Origin of the sequence: Methylobacterium longum, assembly GCF_022179385.1 — a bacterium.
GTDB lineage: Bacteria > Pseudomonadota > Alphaproteobacteria > Rhizobiales > Beijerinckiaceae > Methylobacterium > Methylobacterium longum.
The window spans coordinates 111370-126299 of record NZ_BPQS01000010.1; the positions used below are offsets into that span (position 1 = coordinate 111370).

Annotated in this window: 17 protein-coding genes; 5 read left to right on the top strand and 12 right to left on the bottom strand. The window is 71.6% G+C overall.

What is annotated here, in order from left to right:
* Positions 1–25 precede the first annotated feature (25 nt).
* The gene (locus MFF58_RS11990; RefSeq protein WP_238287606.1) at positions 26–682 is read left to right on the top strand and encodes a glutathione S-transferase; all 657 of its coding nucleotides are present in this window, start codon (positions 26–28) and stop codon (positions 680–682) included.
* A gap of 66 nt (positions 683–748) precedes the next feature.
* On the opposite strand, the gene modB is transcribed toward MFF58_RS11990, so the two are convergent.
* From modB to MFF58_RS12010, 4 genes are all read right to left on the bottom strand, one after another.
* On the bottom strand, positions 749–1441 hold the full coding sequence (modB, locus tag MFF58_RS11995; RefSeq protein ID WP_238287611.1) for a molybdate ABC transporter permease subunit: 693 nt from the start codon (positions 1439–1441) through the stop codon (positions 749–751).
* A 14-nt stretch (positions 1442–1455) separates the two neighbouring features.
* Positions 1456–1854, bottom strand: a complete 399-nt coding sequence (locus MFF58_RS12000; RefSeq protein WP_238287613.1) for a type 2 periplasmic-binding domain-containing protein — start codon at positions 1852–1854, stop codon at positions 1456–1458.
* 114 nt (positions 1855–1968) lie between these two features.
* Entirely contained in the window at positions 1969–2166 is a 198-nt protein-coding gene (locus MFF58_RS12005; RefSeq protein ID WP_238287615.1) for a hypothetical protein, read from the bottom strand.
* A 176-nt stretch (positions 2167–2342) separates the two neighbouring features.
* A complete protein-coding gene (locus tag MFF58_RS12010) occupies positions 2343–2486 on the bottom strand; it encodes a hypothetical protein (protein ID WP_238287616.1) in 144 nt (47 codons plus the stop codon).
* 288 nt (positions 2487–2774) lie between these two features.
* On the opposite strand from MFF58_RS12010, the gene MFF58_RS12015 reads away from it, so the two are divergent.
* The gene (locus MFF58_RS12015) at positions 2775–3695 is read left to right on the top strand and encodes a 50S ribosomal protein L11 methyltransferase (protein WP_238287619.1); all 921 of its coding nucleotides are present in this window, start codon (positions 2775–2777) and stop codon (positions 3693–3695) included.
* Between the two features lie 155 nt (positions 3696–3850).
* Here MFF58_RS12015 and MFF58_RS12020 read toward each other — a convergent pair whose 3' ends face one another.
* Positions 3851–4159, bottom strand: coding sequence for a hypothetical protein (locus MFF58_RS12020; RefSeq protein WP_238287620.1), 309 nt, complete (start codon positions 4157–4159; stop codon positions 3851–3853).
* 84 nt (positions 4160–4243) lie between these two features.
* Here MFF58_RS12020 and MFF58_RS12025 point away from each other — a divergent pair, with 84 nt between their 5' ends.
* Complete coding sequence (locus MFF58_RS12025) at positions 4244–6073, top strand: aminopeptidase P family protein (RefSeq protein ID WP_238287621.1); 1830 nt, start codon at positions 4244–4246, stop codon at positions 6071–6073.
* 118 nt (positions 6074–6191) lie between these two features.
* Complete coding sequence (locus MFF58_RS12030) at positions 6192–8357, top strand: protein-disulfide reductase DsbD family protein (RefSeq protein ID WP_238287623.1); 2166 nt, start codon at positions 6192–6194, stop codon at positions 8355–8357.
* 11 nt (positions 8358–8368) lie between these two features.
* Here MFF58_RS12030 and phoB read toward each other — a convergent pair whose 3' ends face one another.
* The 6 genes from phoB to pstS all read right to left on the bottom strand — a co-directional run bounded on the left by phoB (position 8369) and on the right by pstS (position 13939).
* On the bottom strand, positions 8369–9064 hold the full coding sequence (phoB, locus tag MFF58_RS12035) for a phosphate regulon transcriptional regulator PhoB (protein ID WP_238287625.1): 696 nt from the start codon (positions 9062–9064) through the stop codon (positions 8369–8371).
* A 187-nt stretch (positions 9065–9251) separates the two neighbouring features.
* Positions 9252–9971 carry a phosphate signaling complex protein PhoU gene (gene phoU / locus MFF58_RS12040; RefSeq protein ID WP_238287626.1) on the bottom strand — a complete coding sequence of 240 codons (720 nt, stop codon included), beginning with the start codon at positions 9969–9971 and terminating at the stop codon, positions 9252–9254.
* Between the two features lie 116 nt (positions 9972–10087).
* Positions 10088–10903, bottom strand: a complete 816-nt coding sequence (pstB, locus tag MFF58_RS12045) for a phosphate ABC transporter ATP-binding protein PstB (protein WP_238287628.1) — start codon at positions 10901–10903, stop codon at positions 10088–10090.
* Between the two features lie 23 nt (positions 10904–10926).
* Positions 10927–11823, bottom strand: a complete 897-nt coding sequence (gene pstA / locus MFF58_RS12050) for a phosphate ABC transporter permease PstA (protein WP_238287630.1) — start codon at positions 11821–11823, stop codon at positions 10927–10929.
* A gap of 12 nt (positions 11824–11835) precedes the next feature.
* Positions 11836–12813 (bottom strand): phosphate ABC transporter permease subunit PstC, encoded by a 978-nt coding sequence (pstC, locus tag MFF58_RS12055; protein WP_238287631.1) that lies wholly within the window; start codon positions 12811–12813, stop codon positions 11836–11838.
* An 85-nt stretch (positions 12814–12898) separates the two neighbouring features.
* Complete coding sequence (pstS, locus tag MFF58_RS12060; RefSeq protein ID WP_238287633.1) at positions 12899–13939, bottom strand: phosphate ABC transporter substrate-binding protein PstS; 1041 nt, start codon at positions 13937–13939, stop codon at positions 12899–12901.
* A 248-nt stretch (positions 13940–14187) separates the two neighbouring features.
* Between pstS and MFF58_RS12065 the strand changes: the two genes are divergently transcribed.
* The gene (locus MFF58_RS12065) at positions 14188–14433 is read left to right on the top strand and encodes a hypothetical protein (RefSeq protein ID WP_238287634.1); all 246 of its coding nucleotides are present in this window, start codon (positions 14188–14190) and stop codon (positions 14431–14433) included.
* Between the two features lie 216 nt (positions 14434–14649).
* On the opposite strand, the gene MFF58_RS12070 is transcribed toward MFF58_RS12065, so the two are convergent.
* Positions 14650–14850: a hypothetical protein gene (locus MFF58_RS12070; protein WP_238287636.1), complete on the bottom strand. Its 201-nt coding sequence runs from the start codon at positions 14848–14850 to the stop codon at positions 14650–14652.
* Positions 14851–14930 lie beyond the last annotated feature (80 nt).

Sequence of the window (14930 nt, forward strand, 5' to 3'; positions counted from 1 at the left end):
CGGCGCCGGCCCGGACACCCCCGCGATGATCACGGTCCACCACCTTGAGAACAGCCGATCGCAGCGCGTGCTGTGGCTGCTCGAGGAACTCGGGCTGCCCTACCGGGTGCAGCGCTACGACCGCGATCCCCGGACGATGCGGGCACCTCCGGAGCTCCTGGCGGTCCACTCGCTCGGCAAGGCTCCGGTGATCACGGACGGCGGCACGGTGATCGCCGAGACGGGCGCGATCGTCACCCACCTGACCGCGAAGGAAGGCGGCCGGCTGGAGCCCGCACCGGGCACGGAGGCGCACAGGCGCTACACCTACTGGCTCCACTACGCGGAGGGATCGGCGATGCCGCCGCTGCTGCTCAAGCTGATCTTCTCCCGCCTGGAGCCCGGCAGCCCCCGGCTGCTGCGTCCCCTGGTCCGCCGGATCGCCGGGCAGGTGCTCCAGGGCTTCGTCGATCCGGACCTGCGCCGGCACGCGGCTTACTGGGAGACGGAACTCGCCGACCGGCCCTATTTCTGCGGGGCGGACTTCACCGCCGCCGACATCATGATGAGCTTCCCCCTGGAGGCCTTCGCGGCGCGCGGCACCGGCACCGGTCCGACAGTCGCGGCGTGGCTCGCGCGGGTCCACGCCCGCCCGGCCTACGGGCGGGCCCTGGCGGCGGGCGGCCCCTACGCGTACGCGTGAGCGGCTGCCGGCGCGCGGGACGCGGCGCGTCCCCGGTCGATGGTCCGGCCGCGGTCGAGACGCCACTCAGCCCGCTCCCAGCCGTCGCCCGGCCCGCGCCGCCAGGAATTCCGAGATCAGCAGCGCCGTCACCGACACGGCGATCGACACCAGGGTAAGGCGCAAGGCGGGCCCCTCGCCGCCGGGAACCTGGGTCAGCGTGTAGATCGCCGAGGGCAGCGTCTGGGTCTCGCCCGGGATGTTCGACACGAAGGTGATGGTCGCGCCGAACTCGCCCATTGCCTTGGCGAAGGCCAGCACGGCTCCCGCGATGCAGCCGGGCAGGCTCAGCGGCAGCGTGACCGTGACGAACACCGCCAGCGGTCCCGCGCCCAGGGTCGCGGCAGCCTGCTCCAGCCGGCGGTCGACCGCCTCGATCGACAGGCGCATCGCCCGCACCATCAGGGGGAAGCCCATGACCGCGCAGGCGAGCGCCGCGCCGGTCCACCGGAACGAGAACACGATCCCGATCTCCGCGAGGGCGGCCCCGAGCGTGCCGCGGCGGCCGAGGACCAGCAGCAGCAGGTAGCCGGTCACCACCGGGGGCAGGATCAGGGGCAGGTGGACCAGCCCGTCGAGCAGGGCGCGGCCGGGAAACCGGCGCCGGGCCAGCAGCCACGCCACGGCGAGGCCCGGGCCGAGGCTCGCGAGCGTCGCCACCGCGGCCACCCGCAGGCTCAGGGCGACGGCGGTCCATTCCTCCGGGGTCAGGCCGGGCACGACGGGGCGCGCCGCTACCGGCCGGGGCCGGGCTTCCCGACCACCGCGAACCCCTGGCGCGCGAAGGATGCGCCGGTGCCGGGGCTGCACAGGTGAGGCGGGAGCGCGGCGGCGTTCGGGTTGCCCGGATCCATCATCCGCGCCGCCGGATCCGCGATCGGCGGGCGGCTGTCGGCCGTGAATGTGGCGAGCCCGCGCCGTGTCGGGTGGGCGGTGTCGATCTGCTGGGCCGACCCGTCGGGGCCCGCGTCGGTGATCCGCACCGTCTCGCCCGTCCCCCAGGTCCGGGCGGCCGAGGCTCGGTCCAGGGCATTCTTCAGGCCGACCGCGGCGACGCGCACCGATCCGCCAGCGGGGGGCAGCGCCGGCGTCCCGGAGGCGCCCGCGATCCAGGTCCGTCGTGTCGGGCGCATGGAGGGTCGATCCCTGTCGCGACCCGCTACGTCCAACCGGGCACGGCGGGAATCATAGGGTCCCCCTCAGCATCGGCCAAGTGGCGGGGATCCGGGGCGCGCCGCCCTCCGGCTTCAGCCGCCCTGTCCCTCGCGGCGTTCCTTCGGCGCGGCCTCGGCGCGGTGCAGACGACTCAGGAGAACGAGCAAATGGCCCGGCAGCGGTCCCTCAGGGGCCGGGCCGCCGAACAGCCGGTCGCGGGGCCGCACCGGCGCGGAAGCATCGTTGACCACCACGGGCCCCCGGGGGCCGGAACGCCTGGACTTGGTCACGCTGTACGCACCTTGCTTAATCGCCATACACGCCGAAAGCCGGCAAAAACGCCGCTCCGCCGGGCGAGTTCCGTGCCGACCCGCATCTCGTGATTAACGCGTGGACACCCTGCCGCATTCCTGTGCGGCGCCCGCTGCGAATCGCGATCGCCCCGAAACCGGCAACGCCGGCCGCGTCACCACGTTCGGATGTCGCGCGGCTCTGTCGCATCCGCGTCCGGCAGACCGGTCATGTCCGCGGCCACGAGCATCGCCCACAGCGCCGCCGCGCCCGCCGTCAGGAGCGCGACGATGACGCTGAAGAGGAGGGGCGAATTCATGGAGCGCTGTGATCTGTCAAAACTGGCGCGCCGGATTCCGAAGATCGGCGCGCCGGAGTTGAGGGTCTGGCCTTGGGTAAGCCGAGACTGTTTAAGCACACGCGATCCGGATGGACACTCTTTAAAAAACCGTCCGGAGACAAGTATTGCCCGATGTGTCCGGCCGGCAACAAGCTGCCGGTCCCGCCCGGCCGCGTCCCGGACGGTCTCCGGGGTCGCGTTCCGTCCGGCGGAATTTTTCGCAGCCTCCCCCTGTGATGATGCCCCTCCCGGCGTTACAGCCCGACCATGCTCGAAGGCCTGCCGCCCCACCGCCCGTCCCACGTCCTGCGCCTGTTGACCGACGAACGCTCGGCCCGGGCGATGACCGATCTGCTGGGCGAGATGTTCGACCCCACCGAGACCGCCGTGGCGGCCTTCGAGGATGCGGACGGGCGGACATGGCTGCTCGAAGCCTACTTCGCCGACGCGCCCGACGAGGCCTATGTCCGGTCTCTGATCCGGCCGGTGATCGGCGCGGCGGCGGATACGGCGGAGTTCCGCACGATCGAGCAGCAGGATTGGGTGCGCACCTCGCTGGAGGGACTCAAGCCGGTCCGCGCCGGCCGATTCGTGATCCACGGGTCGCATGATCGCGATGCCGTGCGGTCGAACGACCTGCCCATCGAGATCGAGGCAGCCCTGGCCTTCGGTACCGGCCATCACGGGACGACGCTGGGCTGCCTTCGGGCGCTGGTCGCCGCGTTGAAACGCCGACGCCCGGCCCACGTCCTCGATGTCGGCACCGGCACCGGCATCCTCGCCTTCGCGGCCGCGAAGGCGTTGCGCCAACCCGTCGTAGCGGGCGACCTCGATCCCGAGGCGGTCCGCACCGCCCGCGAGAACGCGCGGGCCAACGGACTCGGCCCTTATCTCAAGCTCTACCAGGGAGCGGGCGTGCGCCATCGCCTCGCGGACCGGTCGCGCCATTTCGATCTGGTCTTCGCCAATATCCTGGCGCGCCCCCTGCGGCTGCTCGCGCCGACGCTGTCGCGGGTCGTCGCGCCCGAGGGCGTGCTGGTCCTGTCCGGTCTGATCGAGCGCGACGTGCCGGGTGTCCTCTCGGCCTATCGCCTCCAGGGCTTCGCCCTCGTGAGCCGCGGCGTGATCGAGGGCTGGGTCGCGCTTGTCCTGATGCGCGGGGGCGCGGCCCGCAGACCGCGCCGCTGAGGGGCGCCGCTGCCGTCCCACGCCGGCGCCGGACCCGGCGCGTTCGAACGCCCGGACGGCTTGGCGGGACGGCGCGCCGCGCGCGTGGGCTACCGATCACGGGCGGCCGGCCATCGGGGAGTCTGTCGTCGCGGTCCGCGACCGCCTGCGCCGCGTCAGTGCGCGGCGCGCAGCCGTCCGGGTGGGCGTGCCCTGCCGGGCTCCGCCACGGCGGATGTCGTGGACGGCGTGGGATCCGCCTGCGCCACCGGGGCGCCCAGCGCCGCCATGAGCACGCGCAGGCCTTCGATCCACTCCTCGGCCTCGCCGAGCGAGACGAAGCCGTCGCGCCGGATGACGGTATCCGGCTCGAGCGTGACGACGGCGTCGAAGCGGCCGTCCCTTCTGTCGCTGATCCGGTAGTAAACGCGGCGTGGCATAAGCTTGGAATAGACCGATTTGGGCGGCGTGATAAGATTGGACACGATTTTTTAACCGCTACTTGTGGGCGCGCGCCGGTCATTGCTGCGCTGTTGCGGGCTGGGACCGCCGGGCGCTACGCTCGCGCCATGACAGAGCCGAGTCCCCGCCCCCGCTTCCAGACCTTCGACGACCCGAGCCACCGCAAGGGTGCCGAGCGGATCGAGGCCCTGCGCGCCGCCCTGCGCGAGACCGGCCTCGACGGCTTCGTCGTGCCCCGCGCCGACGAGCATCAATCCGAGTACGTCCCCGCGGATGCGGAGCGGCTGGCTTGGCTCACGGGCTTCACCGGTTCGGCCGGGACCGCCCTGATCCTGACGGAGAGCGCCGCCCTGGTCGTGGATGGCCGGTACACCCTGCAGGCCCCCGAGCAGGTCGAGACCGGCATCCTCACGGTCGTGCCGCTCTCCGAGGCGACGCCGGAGGCCTGGATCGGCGCCAATCTCAGGCGCGATCAGGTGCTCGGCTATGACCCCTGGCTGCATACGCCGGACGGTGTCGCACGCCTGGAGCGGGCGGCCACGAAGGCCGGCGGCGCGGTGCGGGCTGTCCCCAACCTCGTGGACGCCGTCTGGGCCGGGCGCCCCAAGCCGCCGGCCGGACCCGTCGTGGTTCACCCGGACGCGCTCGCGGGGGAGACCGTCGCGGAGAAGCTCGCCCGGGTGCGGGCGGCCCTGGCGGAGGGCGGCTGCGACGCGCTGGTGATCTCGGACCCGCACAACCTCGCTTGGGCGTTCAACCTGCGCGGCTCCGATGTCGGCCATACGCCCCTGGCGCTGGGCTACGCCGTGCTGCCGCGCGAAGGCGCGGCGCGCCTGTTCCTGGTCTCGTCGAACGTCGATCCGGCCCTGCGGGCCGCCCTCGCCCCCGCGGCCGAGATCCTCGCGCGCGCCGAACTCGACGACGGGCTGGCCGCCCTGAGCGGCGTCCGCGTCCGGCTCGACGCGGCGACCGGAGCCGTGGCGCTGAAGGAGAAGATCGAGGCGGCCGGCGGCACCGCCGATGTCGGGCGGGATCCCATCACCGGGATGAAGGCGGTCAAGAATGCCGCTGAGATCGCCGGCGCGCGCGCCGCCCATATCCGCGACGGGGCGAGCGTCGTGCGCTTCCTCGCCTGGCTCGACGCCGCCGCCGCCGCCGGCCGGCTCTCCGAGATCGCCGCCGTGGAGGCGCTGGAGGATTTTCGCGCCGCCGGAGGCGACCTGCGCGACGTCTCCTTCCCGACGATCTCGGGGTCCGGCCCGAACGGGGCGATCGTCCACTACAGGGTGACCCGCGCCAGCGACCGGACCGTGCAGCCCGGCGAGCTGTTCCTCATCGATTCCGGGGCGCAGTACTCCGACGGCACCACCGACATCACCCGCACCGTCGCGGTCGGCGCACCCAGCGCAGCGATGCGCGACCGCTTCACCCGCGTGCTGAAGGGCCACCTCGCCATCGCCCGTGCGGTCTTCCCGACCGGCACGACCGGCGCCCAGATCGACGCCTTCGCCCGGGCGCCGCTCTGGCAGGCGGGCCTCGATTTCGACCACGGCACCGGCCACGGCGTCGGGGCCTTCCTGTCGGTGCACGAGGGTCCGCAGCGGATCGCCAAGACCGGCACCGTGGCTCTGGAGCCCGGCATGATCCTGTCCAACGAGCCGGGCTACTACGCCCGCGGCGCCTACGGCATCCGGATCGAGAACCTGGTTCTGGTCGAGCCCCGCGCGATCGCGGACGGTGAGCGCCCGATGCTGGGCTTCGAGACGCTGACGCTCGCGCCGTATGATCGGCGGTTGATCGAGCCGGACCTGCTCGACCCGGGCGAGCGCGCATGGATCGACGCCTACCATGAGAGGGTGCGGGCGACGCTCGCGCCGGGGCTCGATGCCGAGACGCGCGCCTGGCTGGAGCGCGCCATCGCGCCGCTCTCGGACTGAGCGGCCGGCCGGCGATTTCGGGCGCCACCCATGGTAAGGCCACGATCATGGAACGGCCCGCGCAGCGCATGAAGCACCGCGCGTGAAACCGCGGCCGCCCGGCGCGCGAAGGGACTGCATGATCCGCCTCGCCATCCTGATCCTGGCGCTCGCCGCAAGCCTCCCGGTCGCGGTCGCGCAAGGTTTCCCCCAGGGCTTCCGAACGCCGTCGGACCTCGTGCGGTCCAGCCTCGCCGCCGAGCCCGCCGCGGTGGCGGGCGCGCAGCCCTTCACCCTGGCCGTTCGCATGCAGGTGAAGCCCGGCTGGCACGTCTACTGGCGCAATCCCGGGGATTCCGGCCTGCCCCCGGAGGTGACCTGGACCCTGCCGGCGGGCTTCAACGCCGGGGCGATCCGGTGGCCCGCGCCGGAGCGCATCCCGATCGCCACGCTGATGAATTACGGCTACGAGGGTGAGGTCACGCTCCTCGTGCCGGTCACGCCGCCGCCGAGCCTCGATCCCGCCGACCCGGTCCGGATCCAGGCCAAGCTGACCTACCTCGTCTGCGAGACCGAGTGCGTCCCCGGCTCGGCCGATCTCGCCCTCACCCTGCCGGTGGGGGAGCCGAAGCCCGATCCGGCCAATGCCGAGCTGTTCGCCCGTGCCCGCGCGGCCCTGCCGGTCCCGGCTTTGTGGCCGTTGCGCCTCGCCAGTCAGGGCGACACCCTGCGGCTCGACTTCGCGGCCGGCGGCCTCAAGGCCGACGCCATCCGGAACGTCGCGTACTTCCCGTATTCCGAGACCGCGATCGACAACGCCGCCGCGCAGGTGGCGGCGATCGATGACACCGGGCTGCACCTCACCCTGGCCCGGAGCAGCCCGGCCGAGGCGGTCCCCGGCGCGCTGCCGGGGGTGCTCACCCTCGAGGAGGTGGGCGATGCCGGCACCCGGCGCCTCGCCTTCGCGTACGGCGACGAGCCGGCGCCCGCCGCGGCGGCCTCGTCGATCCCGCCCTCCGCGGCCCCGGTCCCGCAGGTGGCGGCCGAACTCGACGCGCTGACGCTCGCGACCGCGGCGGCCTTCGCCTTCATCGGCGGGCTGATCCTCAACCTGATGCCCTGCGTGTTCCCGGTCCTGTCGATCAAGGTCCTCGGCCTCGTGCGGCACGCGGGCGAGAGCCCGGCCCGGCTGCGGATGCACGGCTTTGCCTACACGGCCGGCGTGCTGGCGAGCTTCCTCGGGCTCGCGGCTGTGCTGATCGCCCTCAAGGGCGGGGGCGCGGCGATCGGCTGGGGCTTCCAGCTGCAATCGCCCCTCGTGGTGGCGGGGCTCGCCTACCTGCTCTTCGCCATGGGCCTGAGCCTGTCGGGTGTTGTCCAGGTCGGCGGGCGTCTCGCCGGCCTAGGCGACGGGCTCGCCCGGCGGGCGGGTCTCGGCGGCTCGTTCTTCACGGGTGTCCTCGCGACCCTGGTGGCGACCCCTTGTACGGCCCCGTTCATGGGCTCGGCCGTGGGCTTCGCCCTGACGCAGAGCGCCGTCGTGGCCCTCGCCGTCTTCGCGAGCCTCGGCCTCGGCCTCGCCCTGCCCTTCCTGGTCCTGACTCTCTGGCCACCCGCGCTCCGAGCGCTGCCGCGGCCCGGCGCCTGGATGGAGACGCTGAAGCAGGTCCTCGCCTTCCCGGTCTACGCCACCGTGGCGTGGCTGGTCTGGGTGCTGGCGCAGCAGGTCGATCCGCGCGGGCTCCTGGCGGCGCTGATCGGCCTCGTGCTGGTGGGCTTCGCCGCCTGGGCCTGGGAGCTGGGGCGCACCGCCCCGCCCAGGACCGGCCGCGTCGCGCAGGGCGCCGCGGCGCTGGCCCTCGTTGCCGTCGCGGGCCTCGCCGTGACCGTGCCGCAGGATCGCGCGACGCCGTCCGCGCAGGCCGCGCATGACGGGATCGAGCCCTTCACCCAGGCACGCCTCGATGCCCTGGTGAACGGCCGCCGGCCGGCCTTCGTCGACATGACCGCGGCGTGGTGCATCACCTGCGCGGTGAACGAGGCGACCTCGCTCAACACCAAGGCCGTGCGAGCCGCGATGGCCGAGCGCGGCGTGACCTACCTGAAGGGCGACTGGACCAATCAGAACCCGGAGATTACCCGCCTGCTGGAGAAGCACGGGCGCAGCGGCGTGCCGCTTTACCTGCTCTACAGCGGCACCGGGGAGCCGCAGGTGCTGCCACAGATCCTCACCGAGGGGGTCGTGCTGGCGGCCCTGCAAGCGGTGCCGGCCGCCGCGGATCGGAGCGCCGCGCTCGTCCGCTGAGCGGGGCCGCCTCAGGCCCCCAGCGAGAAGGTCTCGTCGAACGCGTAGCCGGAGCCGCGGACCGTGCGGATCGGGTCGGGCTGGCGCGGGCCGTTCAGCGCCTTGCGCAGGCGTCCGACATGCACGTCCACGGTGCGCTCGTCGATGTAGACGTCGTGCCCCCAGACGCCGTCGAGGAGCTGCTCCCGGGAGAAGACCCGGCCCGGCGCCAGCATCAGGAACTCCAGCAGCCGGAACTCGGTGGGCCCGAGATGCAGCTCCTCGCCGCCGCGGCGAACGCGGTGTCCGGTGCGGTCGAGTTCGAGGTCGCCGGCCGCCAGCCGGTCCGAGACATGGGCGGGCTTGGCCCGGCGCAGCAGCGCGCGGATCCGGGCGAGGAGCTCCGGCACGGAGAAGGGCTTGACGATGTAGTCGTCCGCCCCCGTCCCCAGCCCCCGGATCCGGTCGCCCTCCTCGCCGCGGGCGGTGAGCATGATCACCGGCAGCCGCTCCGTCTCGCGGCGCGCCCGGATGCGGCGGCAGAGCTCGATCCCCGAGAGACCCGGCAGCATCCAGTCGAGCAGGACCAGGTCGGGGATCCGCTCGGCCAGGAGCAGCTCCGCGTCGTCGCCCCGCGCGGCCGAGTCCACGACGAAGCCCTCGGCCTCGAGGTTGTAGCGCAGCAGGGTGGTCAGCGCCTCCTCGTCCTCGACGATCAGGACTTGCATGCTCACGTTCGATGACCCGTTCACGAGGCGGCGCCCTTCGGCCTGCGGAGACGCCGGCTCCCTCCGGAGCGGGCGCTCAGGCGGAGGCTGCGGGAGGCGCCGCTCAGCCTCAACCCGCAGCCTCCGATTCTCCGGCGCCGCCCGACAGGACTGAGCGCGCCGCGGCGCCTGTGTCGAGGCGGTTCGGCTACGGAGCCTTGCCGCCGTCCACCGTCGCGTAGTTCGATGCATCGTTCTTCGGCCGGTCGCCCGCCAGCGTCTCGCCCGTGGCGAGGTAGTGGATCGTCTCGGCGATGTTAGTCGTGTGGTCGCCGATCCGCTCCACGTTCTTGGCGCAGAACAGGAGATGCGTGCAGAACGAGATGTTGCGCGGATCCTCCATCATGTACGTCAGGAGCTCGCGGAACAGGGAATTGTACAGGGCGTCGATCTCGCCGTCGCGCTCCCAGACATCGTGGGCCGCCTGGATGTCGCGGCTCGCATAGGCGTCCAGCACGTCCTTGAGCTGCCCCTCGGCGAGGTCGCTCATGTGGCGGACGCCCAGCACGATCTTCTGCGCCGGCGCGTGGTCGGAGATCGCCACGACGCGCTTGGCGACGTTCTTGGCGAGGTCGCCGATCCGCTCCAGGTCGCCGGAGACGCGGATCGCAGAGATGGTCTCGCGCAGGTCGATCGCCAGCGGCTGGCGCCGGGCGATGAGGAGCACCGAGCGCTCCTCGATGTCCCGCTGGAGCGCGTCGAGGCGCTTGTCGGCGAGGATCACCGCCTGGGCGAGCGCGTCGTCGCGGCGCACGAGGGCGTCGGTCGCCTCGGCGGTCATCTTCTCGGCCACGCCGCCCATCTCCGAGATCGAGCGACGCAGGTCCTCCAGGTCGGTGTCGTAGGAGCTGACGATATGGCCGGGCATGGTGGATCCTTCGATAAGGGCCCGCGGATCGCGATCCGCGGGGTCTGGCGGGGATCCGCCGCCCCGCCGCCGCGGCGGCGAATGCCGGTATGGTTCGGCGGAGCGTCCGGCTCGTATCAGCCGAACCGCCCGGTGATGTAGTCCTGCGTGCGCCGCTCCGCCGGATTCATGAACATCCGGTTGGTCGGACCGAACTCCACGAGCTGACCGAGATACATGAACGCGGTGAACTGCGAGATCCGCGCCGCCTGCTGCATGTTGTGGGTGACGATCACGATGGTGAACTCGTCGCGCAGCTGCTCGATCAGCTCCTCGATGCGGCCCGTGGAGATCGGGTCGAGCGCCGAGGTCGGCTCGTCGAACAGGATGACCTCCGGCCGCTGCGCCACCGTGCGGGCGATGCACAGGCGCTGCTGCTGGCCGCCCGAGAGGCCGGTCCCCGCCTGCCGGAGCTTGTCCTTCACCTCGTCCCAGAGGGCGGCCTTGCGCAGGGATTCCTCCACCCGCACGTCGAGCTCGGCCTTCGGGAGCTTCTCGTAGAGGCGCAGGCCGAAGGCGACGTTGTCGTAGATCGACATCGGGAACGGCGTCGGCTTCTGGAACACCATGCCGATGCGCGAGCGCAGATCGTTCAGGTCGACGGACGAGGCCAGGATGTTCTCGCCGTCCAGCAGGATCTCGCCCTCGGCCCGCTGTTCCGGATAGAGGCTGTAGATCCGGTTGAAGCAGCGCAGCAGCGTGGATTTCCCGCAGCCGGAGGGGCCGATCAGCGCCGTGACCTGCCGGTCGTTGAAGTTGATCGAGACGTCCTTCAGGCCGTGGAAGCTGCCGTAGTAGAAGTTCAGGTCCTTCACGGCGATCCGCACCGGGCGGCTCTCTTCGGCGCGGTTCCGGTTCAGCTCGACCGTGGGGATCGCGGAGGCGGCGTTCATCGTCGTATCCTCGAAGGGGGGGCTCAGCGCGCGGTCTGCGGCTTGATCACGAAGCGGGCGACGATCGACAGCGCCAGGATCGAGCCGGTGATCAGCAGCGCCCCGGCCCAGGCCAGGCCTTGCCAGTTCGGATAGGGTGACAGCGCGAACTGGTAGATCATCACCGGCAGGTTCGCGACGCCGCCCATCAGGTCGGGCGAGAACCAGGAATTGTTGTTGAGCGCCGTGAACAGGAGCGGCGCCGTCTCGCCCGCGATGCGCGCCAGCGCCAGGATGATTCCGGTCACGATGCCGGCCGAGGCGGCGCGCCACGTCACGCTCATGATCACCTTCGAGGGCGGGGCGCCCAGCGCCGCGCCGGCTTCCCGGAGGGTCCCCGGCACGAGGCGCAGCATGTCCTCGGTGGTGCGCACGATCACCGGCACGGCGATGATCGCCAGCGCCACGCCGCCGGCCCAGCCCGAATACGTCCCCATCGGCCGCACCATCAGGGTGTAGACGAACAGGCCGATCAGGATGGAGGGCGCCGACAGCAGGATGTCGTTGAGGAAGCGGATGAGCGCCGCCAGCTTCGAGCCGCGGCCGTACTCCGCGAGGAACGTCCCCGCCATCACGCCGACCGGCGTGGCGATCACGATGCCGATGCCGGTCAGCACGAGGCTGCCCAGGATCGCGTTGGCGATGCCGCCCCCCTCGGAGCCTGGGCCGGGGGTCGGATTGGCGAACAGCGCCGGCGTGAAGCCGCGCACGCCCTCGACGATCAGCATCACCAGAATCGAGCCCAGCACCAGGGCGCCGACGAAGGTGGCGCTGGCGCAGGCGACGCGCAGGGACCGGTCGGCGATGCGCCGGCCGGGGCGGACCCGGCCGCGCCGCGGCGCGGTGGACCGGGTGGAGGGGATCGTGCTGGACGCGTCCATCGTTCGGGCTCCTCAGGCGGCCTTGACGCGGCGCGTCAGCAGGCGGGCGATGATGAGCACCACGAAGGTGATCACGAACAGGATGCAGCCGAGGGCCATCAGCGCGTTGAGCTGAAGGCCGTCCGCCTCGTTGAACTCGTTGGCGATCCGCGACGCGATGGTGGAGCTGGGGTCGAAGATCGAGGCCGACAGGCGGTTGGCGTTGCCGACCACGAAGGTCACCGCCATCGTCTCGCCGAGCGCGCGCCCGAGGCCCAGCATGATCGCCCCGATGATCGAGACGGCGGCCTGTGGCACGAGCACGTGGCGCACGACCTCCCAGGTGGTGCAGCCGATCCCGTAGGCGCTCTCGCGCAGGACGGTGGGGATCTGCTCGAGCATGTCGCGGGCGATCGACGCGATGAACGGCACGATCATGATCGCCAGGATGATGCCGGCGGTCAGCACGCCGACGCCCGACGGGACCCGGGCGTAGAACAGGGTGCCGACGATCGGCAGGCCCTCCACCACGTTCGAGACCGGGATCTGGACGAAGCGAGCGAAGAGCGGCGCGAACACGAACAGGCCCCACATCCCGTAGATGATGCTCGGCACGGCGGCGAGCAGCTCGATCGTCATGGCGACCGGCCTGCGCGCCCAGCCGGGGCAGAGCTGCGTCAGGAAGATCGCGATCCCCAGGGAGACCGGGACGCCGATGAGCAGGGCCAGGAAGGCCGACGCGACGGTGCCGATCACCGCCACGAGGGCGCCGTACTGCTCGGTCCCGACGTTCCAGGCGCTGGAGGTCAGGAAGCCGAAGCCGAACTCGCGGAAGGCGGGCCAGCCGCCGTAGAGGATCGAGCCGAGGATGCCGGCGAGGACGATCAGAACGAGGAGCGCCGCGCCGTACGCGCCGGCCCGGAACAGGGTGTCGAGGTTCCGGCTCGGTCCCCTTCGCGCGGCGGCAGCGCGGGGTCGGCCGAGGGCGATCGTCTCTGTCAAAGCGGACATCCGCGGTTCTCTGCGAAGGGGGGCGTGGTAGCGCGGCGCAGTTCGAGAAGCGAGGGAGGAGGTCGAGACCCCCTCCCCGCCGCGCTCACATGTTGAAGACGGGCTTGCCGTCCTTGCCCTTCACGGACTTCCACTCCTCGTGGATCAGCGCCACGACGTTGTCGGGCAGCGGAACATAGTCGAGGTCGGAGGCCAGCTTGTCGCCCGTCTTGTAGGCCCAGTCGAAGAACTTGAACACGTCGGCCACCTTGGCGGGATCGGCCGGATCCTTGTGGACGAGGATGAAGGTCGCCGCCGTGATCGGCCACGCGTCGTCGCCCGGCTGGTTGGTGAGCGAGATGCCGAAGCCGGGGGCCGCCTTCCAGTCGGCGCTGGCCGCCGCGGCCTGGAACGCCTTGTCGTCGGGCTGCGGGAACTTGCCGGCCTTGTTCTGCAGCAGCGCGTAGGCGAGCCTGTTCTGCTTGGCGTAGGCCGACTCGACGTAGCCGATGCTGTTCGGCACCTGCTTCACGGTGGCGGTCACGCCCTCATTGCCCTTGCCGCCCTGCCCGACCGGCCAGGAGATGGTGGTGGCCGCGCCGTACTCCTTCTTCCAGGTCTCGGAGGCCTGGGAGAGGTAGGTGGTGAAGATGTTGGTCGTGCCCGAGGCATCCGAGCGGTAGACCGGCGTGATGTTCGATTCGGGCAGCTTGAGACCGTCGTTGAGCTTGGCGATCCGCGGATCGGTCCACTTCGCGATCTTGCCGGCGTAGATCTCGGCGAGGACCTCACCGGTGAGCTTGAGCTTGCCGGGCTCGATGCCGGGGATGTTCACCACCGGCACGACGCCGCCCATGACGGTGGGGAACTGGACGAGCCCGTCCTTGGCGAGCTGCTCGGCCTTCAGAGGCGCGTCGGTGGCGCCGAAGTCGACCGTCCGGGCCTGGATCTGCTTGATCCCGCCGCCGGAACCGATCGACTGGTAATTGAGACCGGAGCCCGTCTCCTTGCGGTAGGCTTCGGCCCACTTCGAATAGACCGGGAACGGGAACGTGGCCCCGGCGCCGGTGATGTCGGCGGCGAGCGCCGCGGACGCCATCTGAACCGTCGCGAGGCCGACGGCGAGCGCGTAAGCGAAGGGTCTCAAGGAAATCTCCGTTGCCGTCGGGCGACAGCCGGCGCCGCCCCGCCGGCAAGCCCATGCCCGCGGCTGAGCTGTGCGGCCGATCTTCCGAAGGGACATCTTCGAAAGAGGCTTGGCGCCGGCCGCCCGATGCCGGGGCGGTTACGACAGGGAGATGACACCGGCATGACATCATCCCGCGCGGATGCACGGCACGGTTCAGGGGTTTCGCGCGTTCAATACCCGCAGCAGCACGAACGGATGCGGCAAGGGTGGGCGGCGACGTGGTCGAGACAGCGCTGGATGCCGATCCCTCCTGGCTGGCGCTGCACGCCGAGCGGGAGGAAGTTGAGCGCGCCCTGACGCTGGCGCAGGCGCGCCAGAAATTCAGCTCGGACCCGAACACGGCCGCCGAGGCGCGGCGCGAGGAGGCTGCACTGCTCGTCAGCCTCGACCGGGTCCTGACGCTGATTCGGGCCGCCGAGTACCGCCGCCGCCCGGGGGCGCGCCGCTGGTAGCGCCGGATCGTCCTCGAGATCATCCTAGAGGGCGGCGCTGATCCGCGGACGATGCTTCGACGCGCTGACGCCCGCCGCGGCGGGCGGGGCGCAGCATTTTTGGTCGGGTTGCGGGTGGAGGGCGCGGCGCCGCTGATCCCCTGCGGACCGCTCGCACGGGTGTCGGCCGACCGGCATCGCTGCGGCAGTCGGCTGCGTCCCGTCGCGGAACCGGGTCTAACCGGCCCGGCGCAGCTCCCGCTCCTTCTGGCGCAGGCGCAGAAGCAGCTCGACCTGCGTGTCGGTGATCGGCTGCGTGTCGACGCTGCCCTCGTAGACGGTGCGCAGCGTGAGCCCGAGCCGATGCGTGTCGATCGCCTGCTTCAGCGGTTGCACCGCCTGCAGGGGCCTGTCCGACTCGACGACTGTCAGCTTCATGGCTTCTCCCCGCCCATCAACCGCCTCATCGTGCTGCGGCACCGGGATTCCACCACTGTCACGGGGAATGGTTAATAAAA

Coding starts and splice junctions, on each gene's coding strand:
- MFF58_RS12010 (WP_238287616.1), bottom strand. CDS start 2,486: ATGAATTCGCCCCTCCTCTTCAGCGTCATCGTCGCGCTCCTGACGGCG.
- MFF58_RS12015 (WP_238287619.1), top strand. CDS start 2,775: ATGCTCGAAGGCCTGCCGCCCCACCGCCCGTCCCACGTCCTGCGCCTG.
- MFF58_RS12025 (WP_238287621.1), top strand. CDS start 4,244: ATGACAGAGCCGAGTCCCCGCCCCCGCTTCCAGACCTTCGACGACCCG.
- pstB (WP_238287628.1), bottom strand. CDS start 10,903: ATGAACGCCGCCTCCGCGATCCCCACGGTCGAGCTGAACCGGAACCGC.
- MFF58_RS12000 (WP_238287613.1), bottom strand. CDS start 1,854: ATGCGCCCGACACGACGGACCTGGATCGCGGGCGCCTCCGGGACGCCG.
- MFF58_RS12030 (WP_238287623.1), top strand. CDS start 6,192: ATGATCCGCCTCGCCATCCTGATCCTGGCGCTCGCCGCAAGCCTCCCG.
- pstC (WP_238287631.1), bottom strand. CDS start 12,813: ATGTCCGCTTTGACAGAGACGATCGCCCTCGGCCGACCCCGCGCTGCC.
- MFF58_RS11990 (WP_238287606.1), top strand. CDS start 26: ATGATCACGGTCCACCACCTTGAGAACAGCCGATCGCAGCGCGTGCTG.
- pstA (WP_238287630.1), bottom strand. CDS start 11,823: ATGGACGCGTCCAGCACGATCCCCTCCACCCGGTCCACCGCGCCGCGG.
- MFF58_RS12070 (WP_238287636.1), bottom strand. CDS start 14,850: ATGAAGCTGACAGTCGTCGAGTCGGACAGGCCCCTGCAGGCGGTGCAA.
- phoU (WP_238287626.1), bottom strand. CDS start 9,971: ATGCCCGGCCATATCGTCAGCTCCTACGACACCGACCTGGAGGACCTG.
- phoB (WP_238287625.1), bottom strand. CDS start 9,064: ATGCAAGTCCTGATCGTCGAGGACGAGGAGGCGCTGACCACCCTGCTG.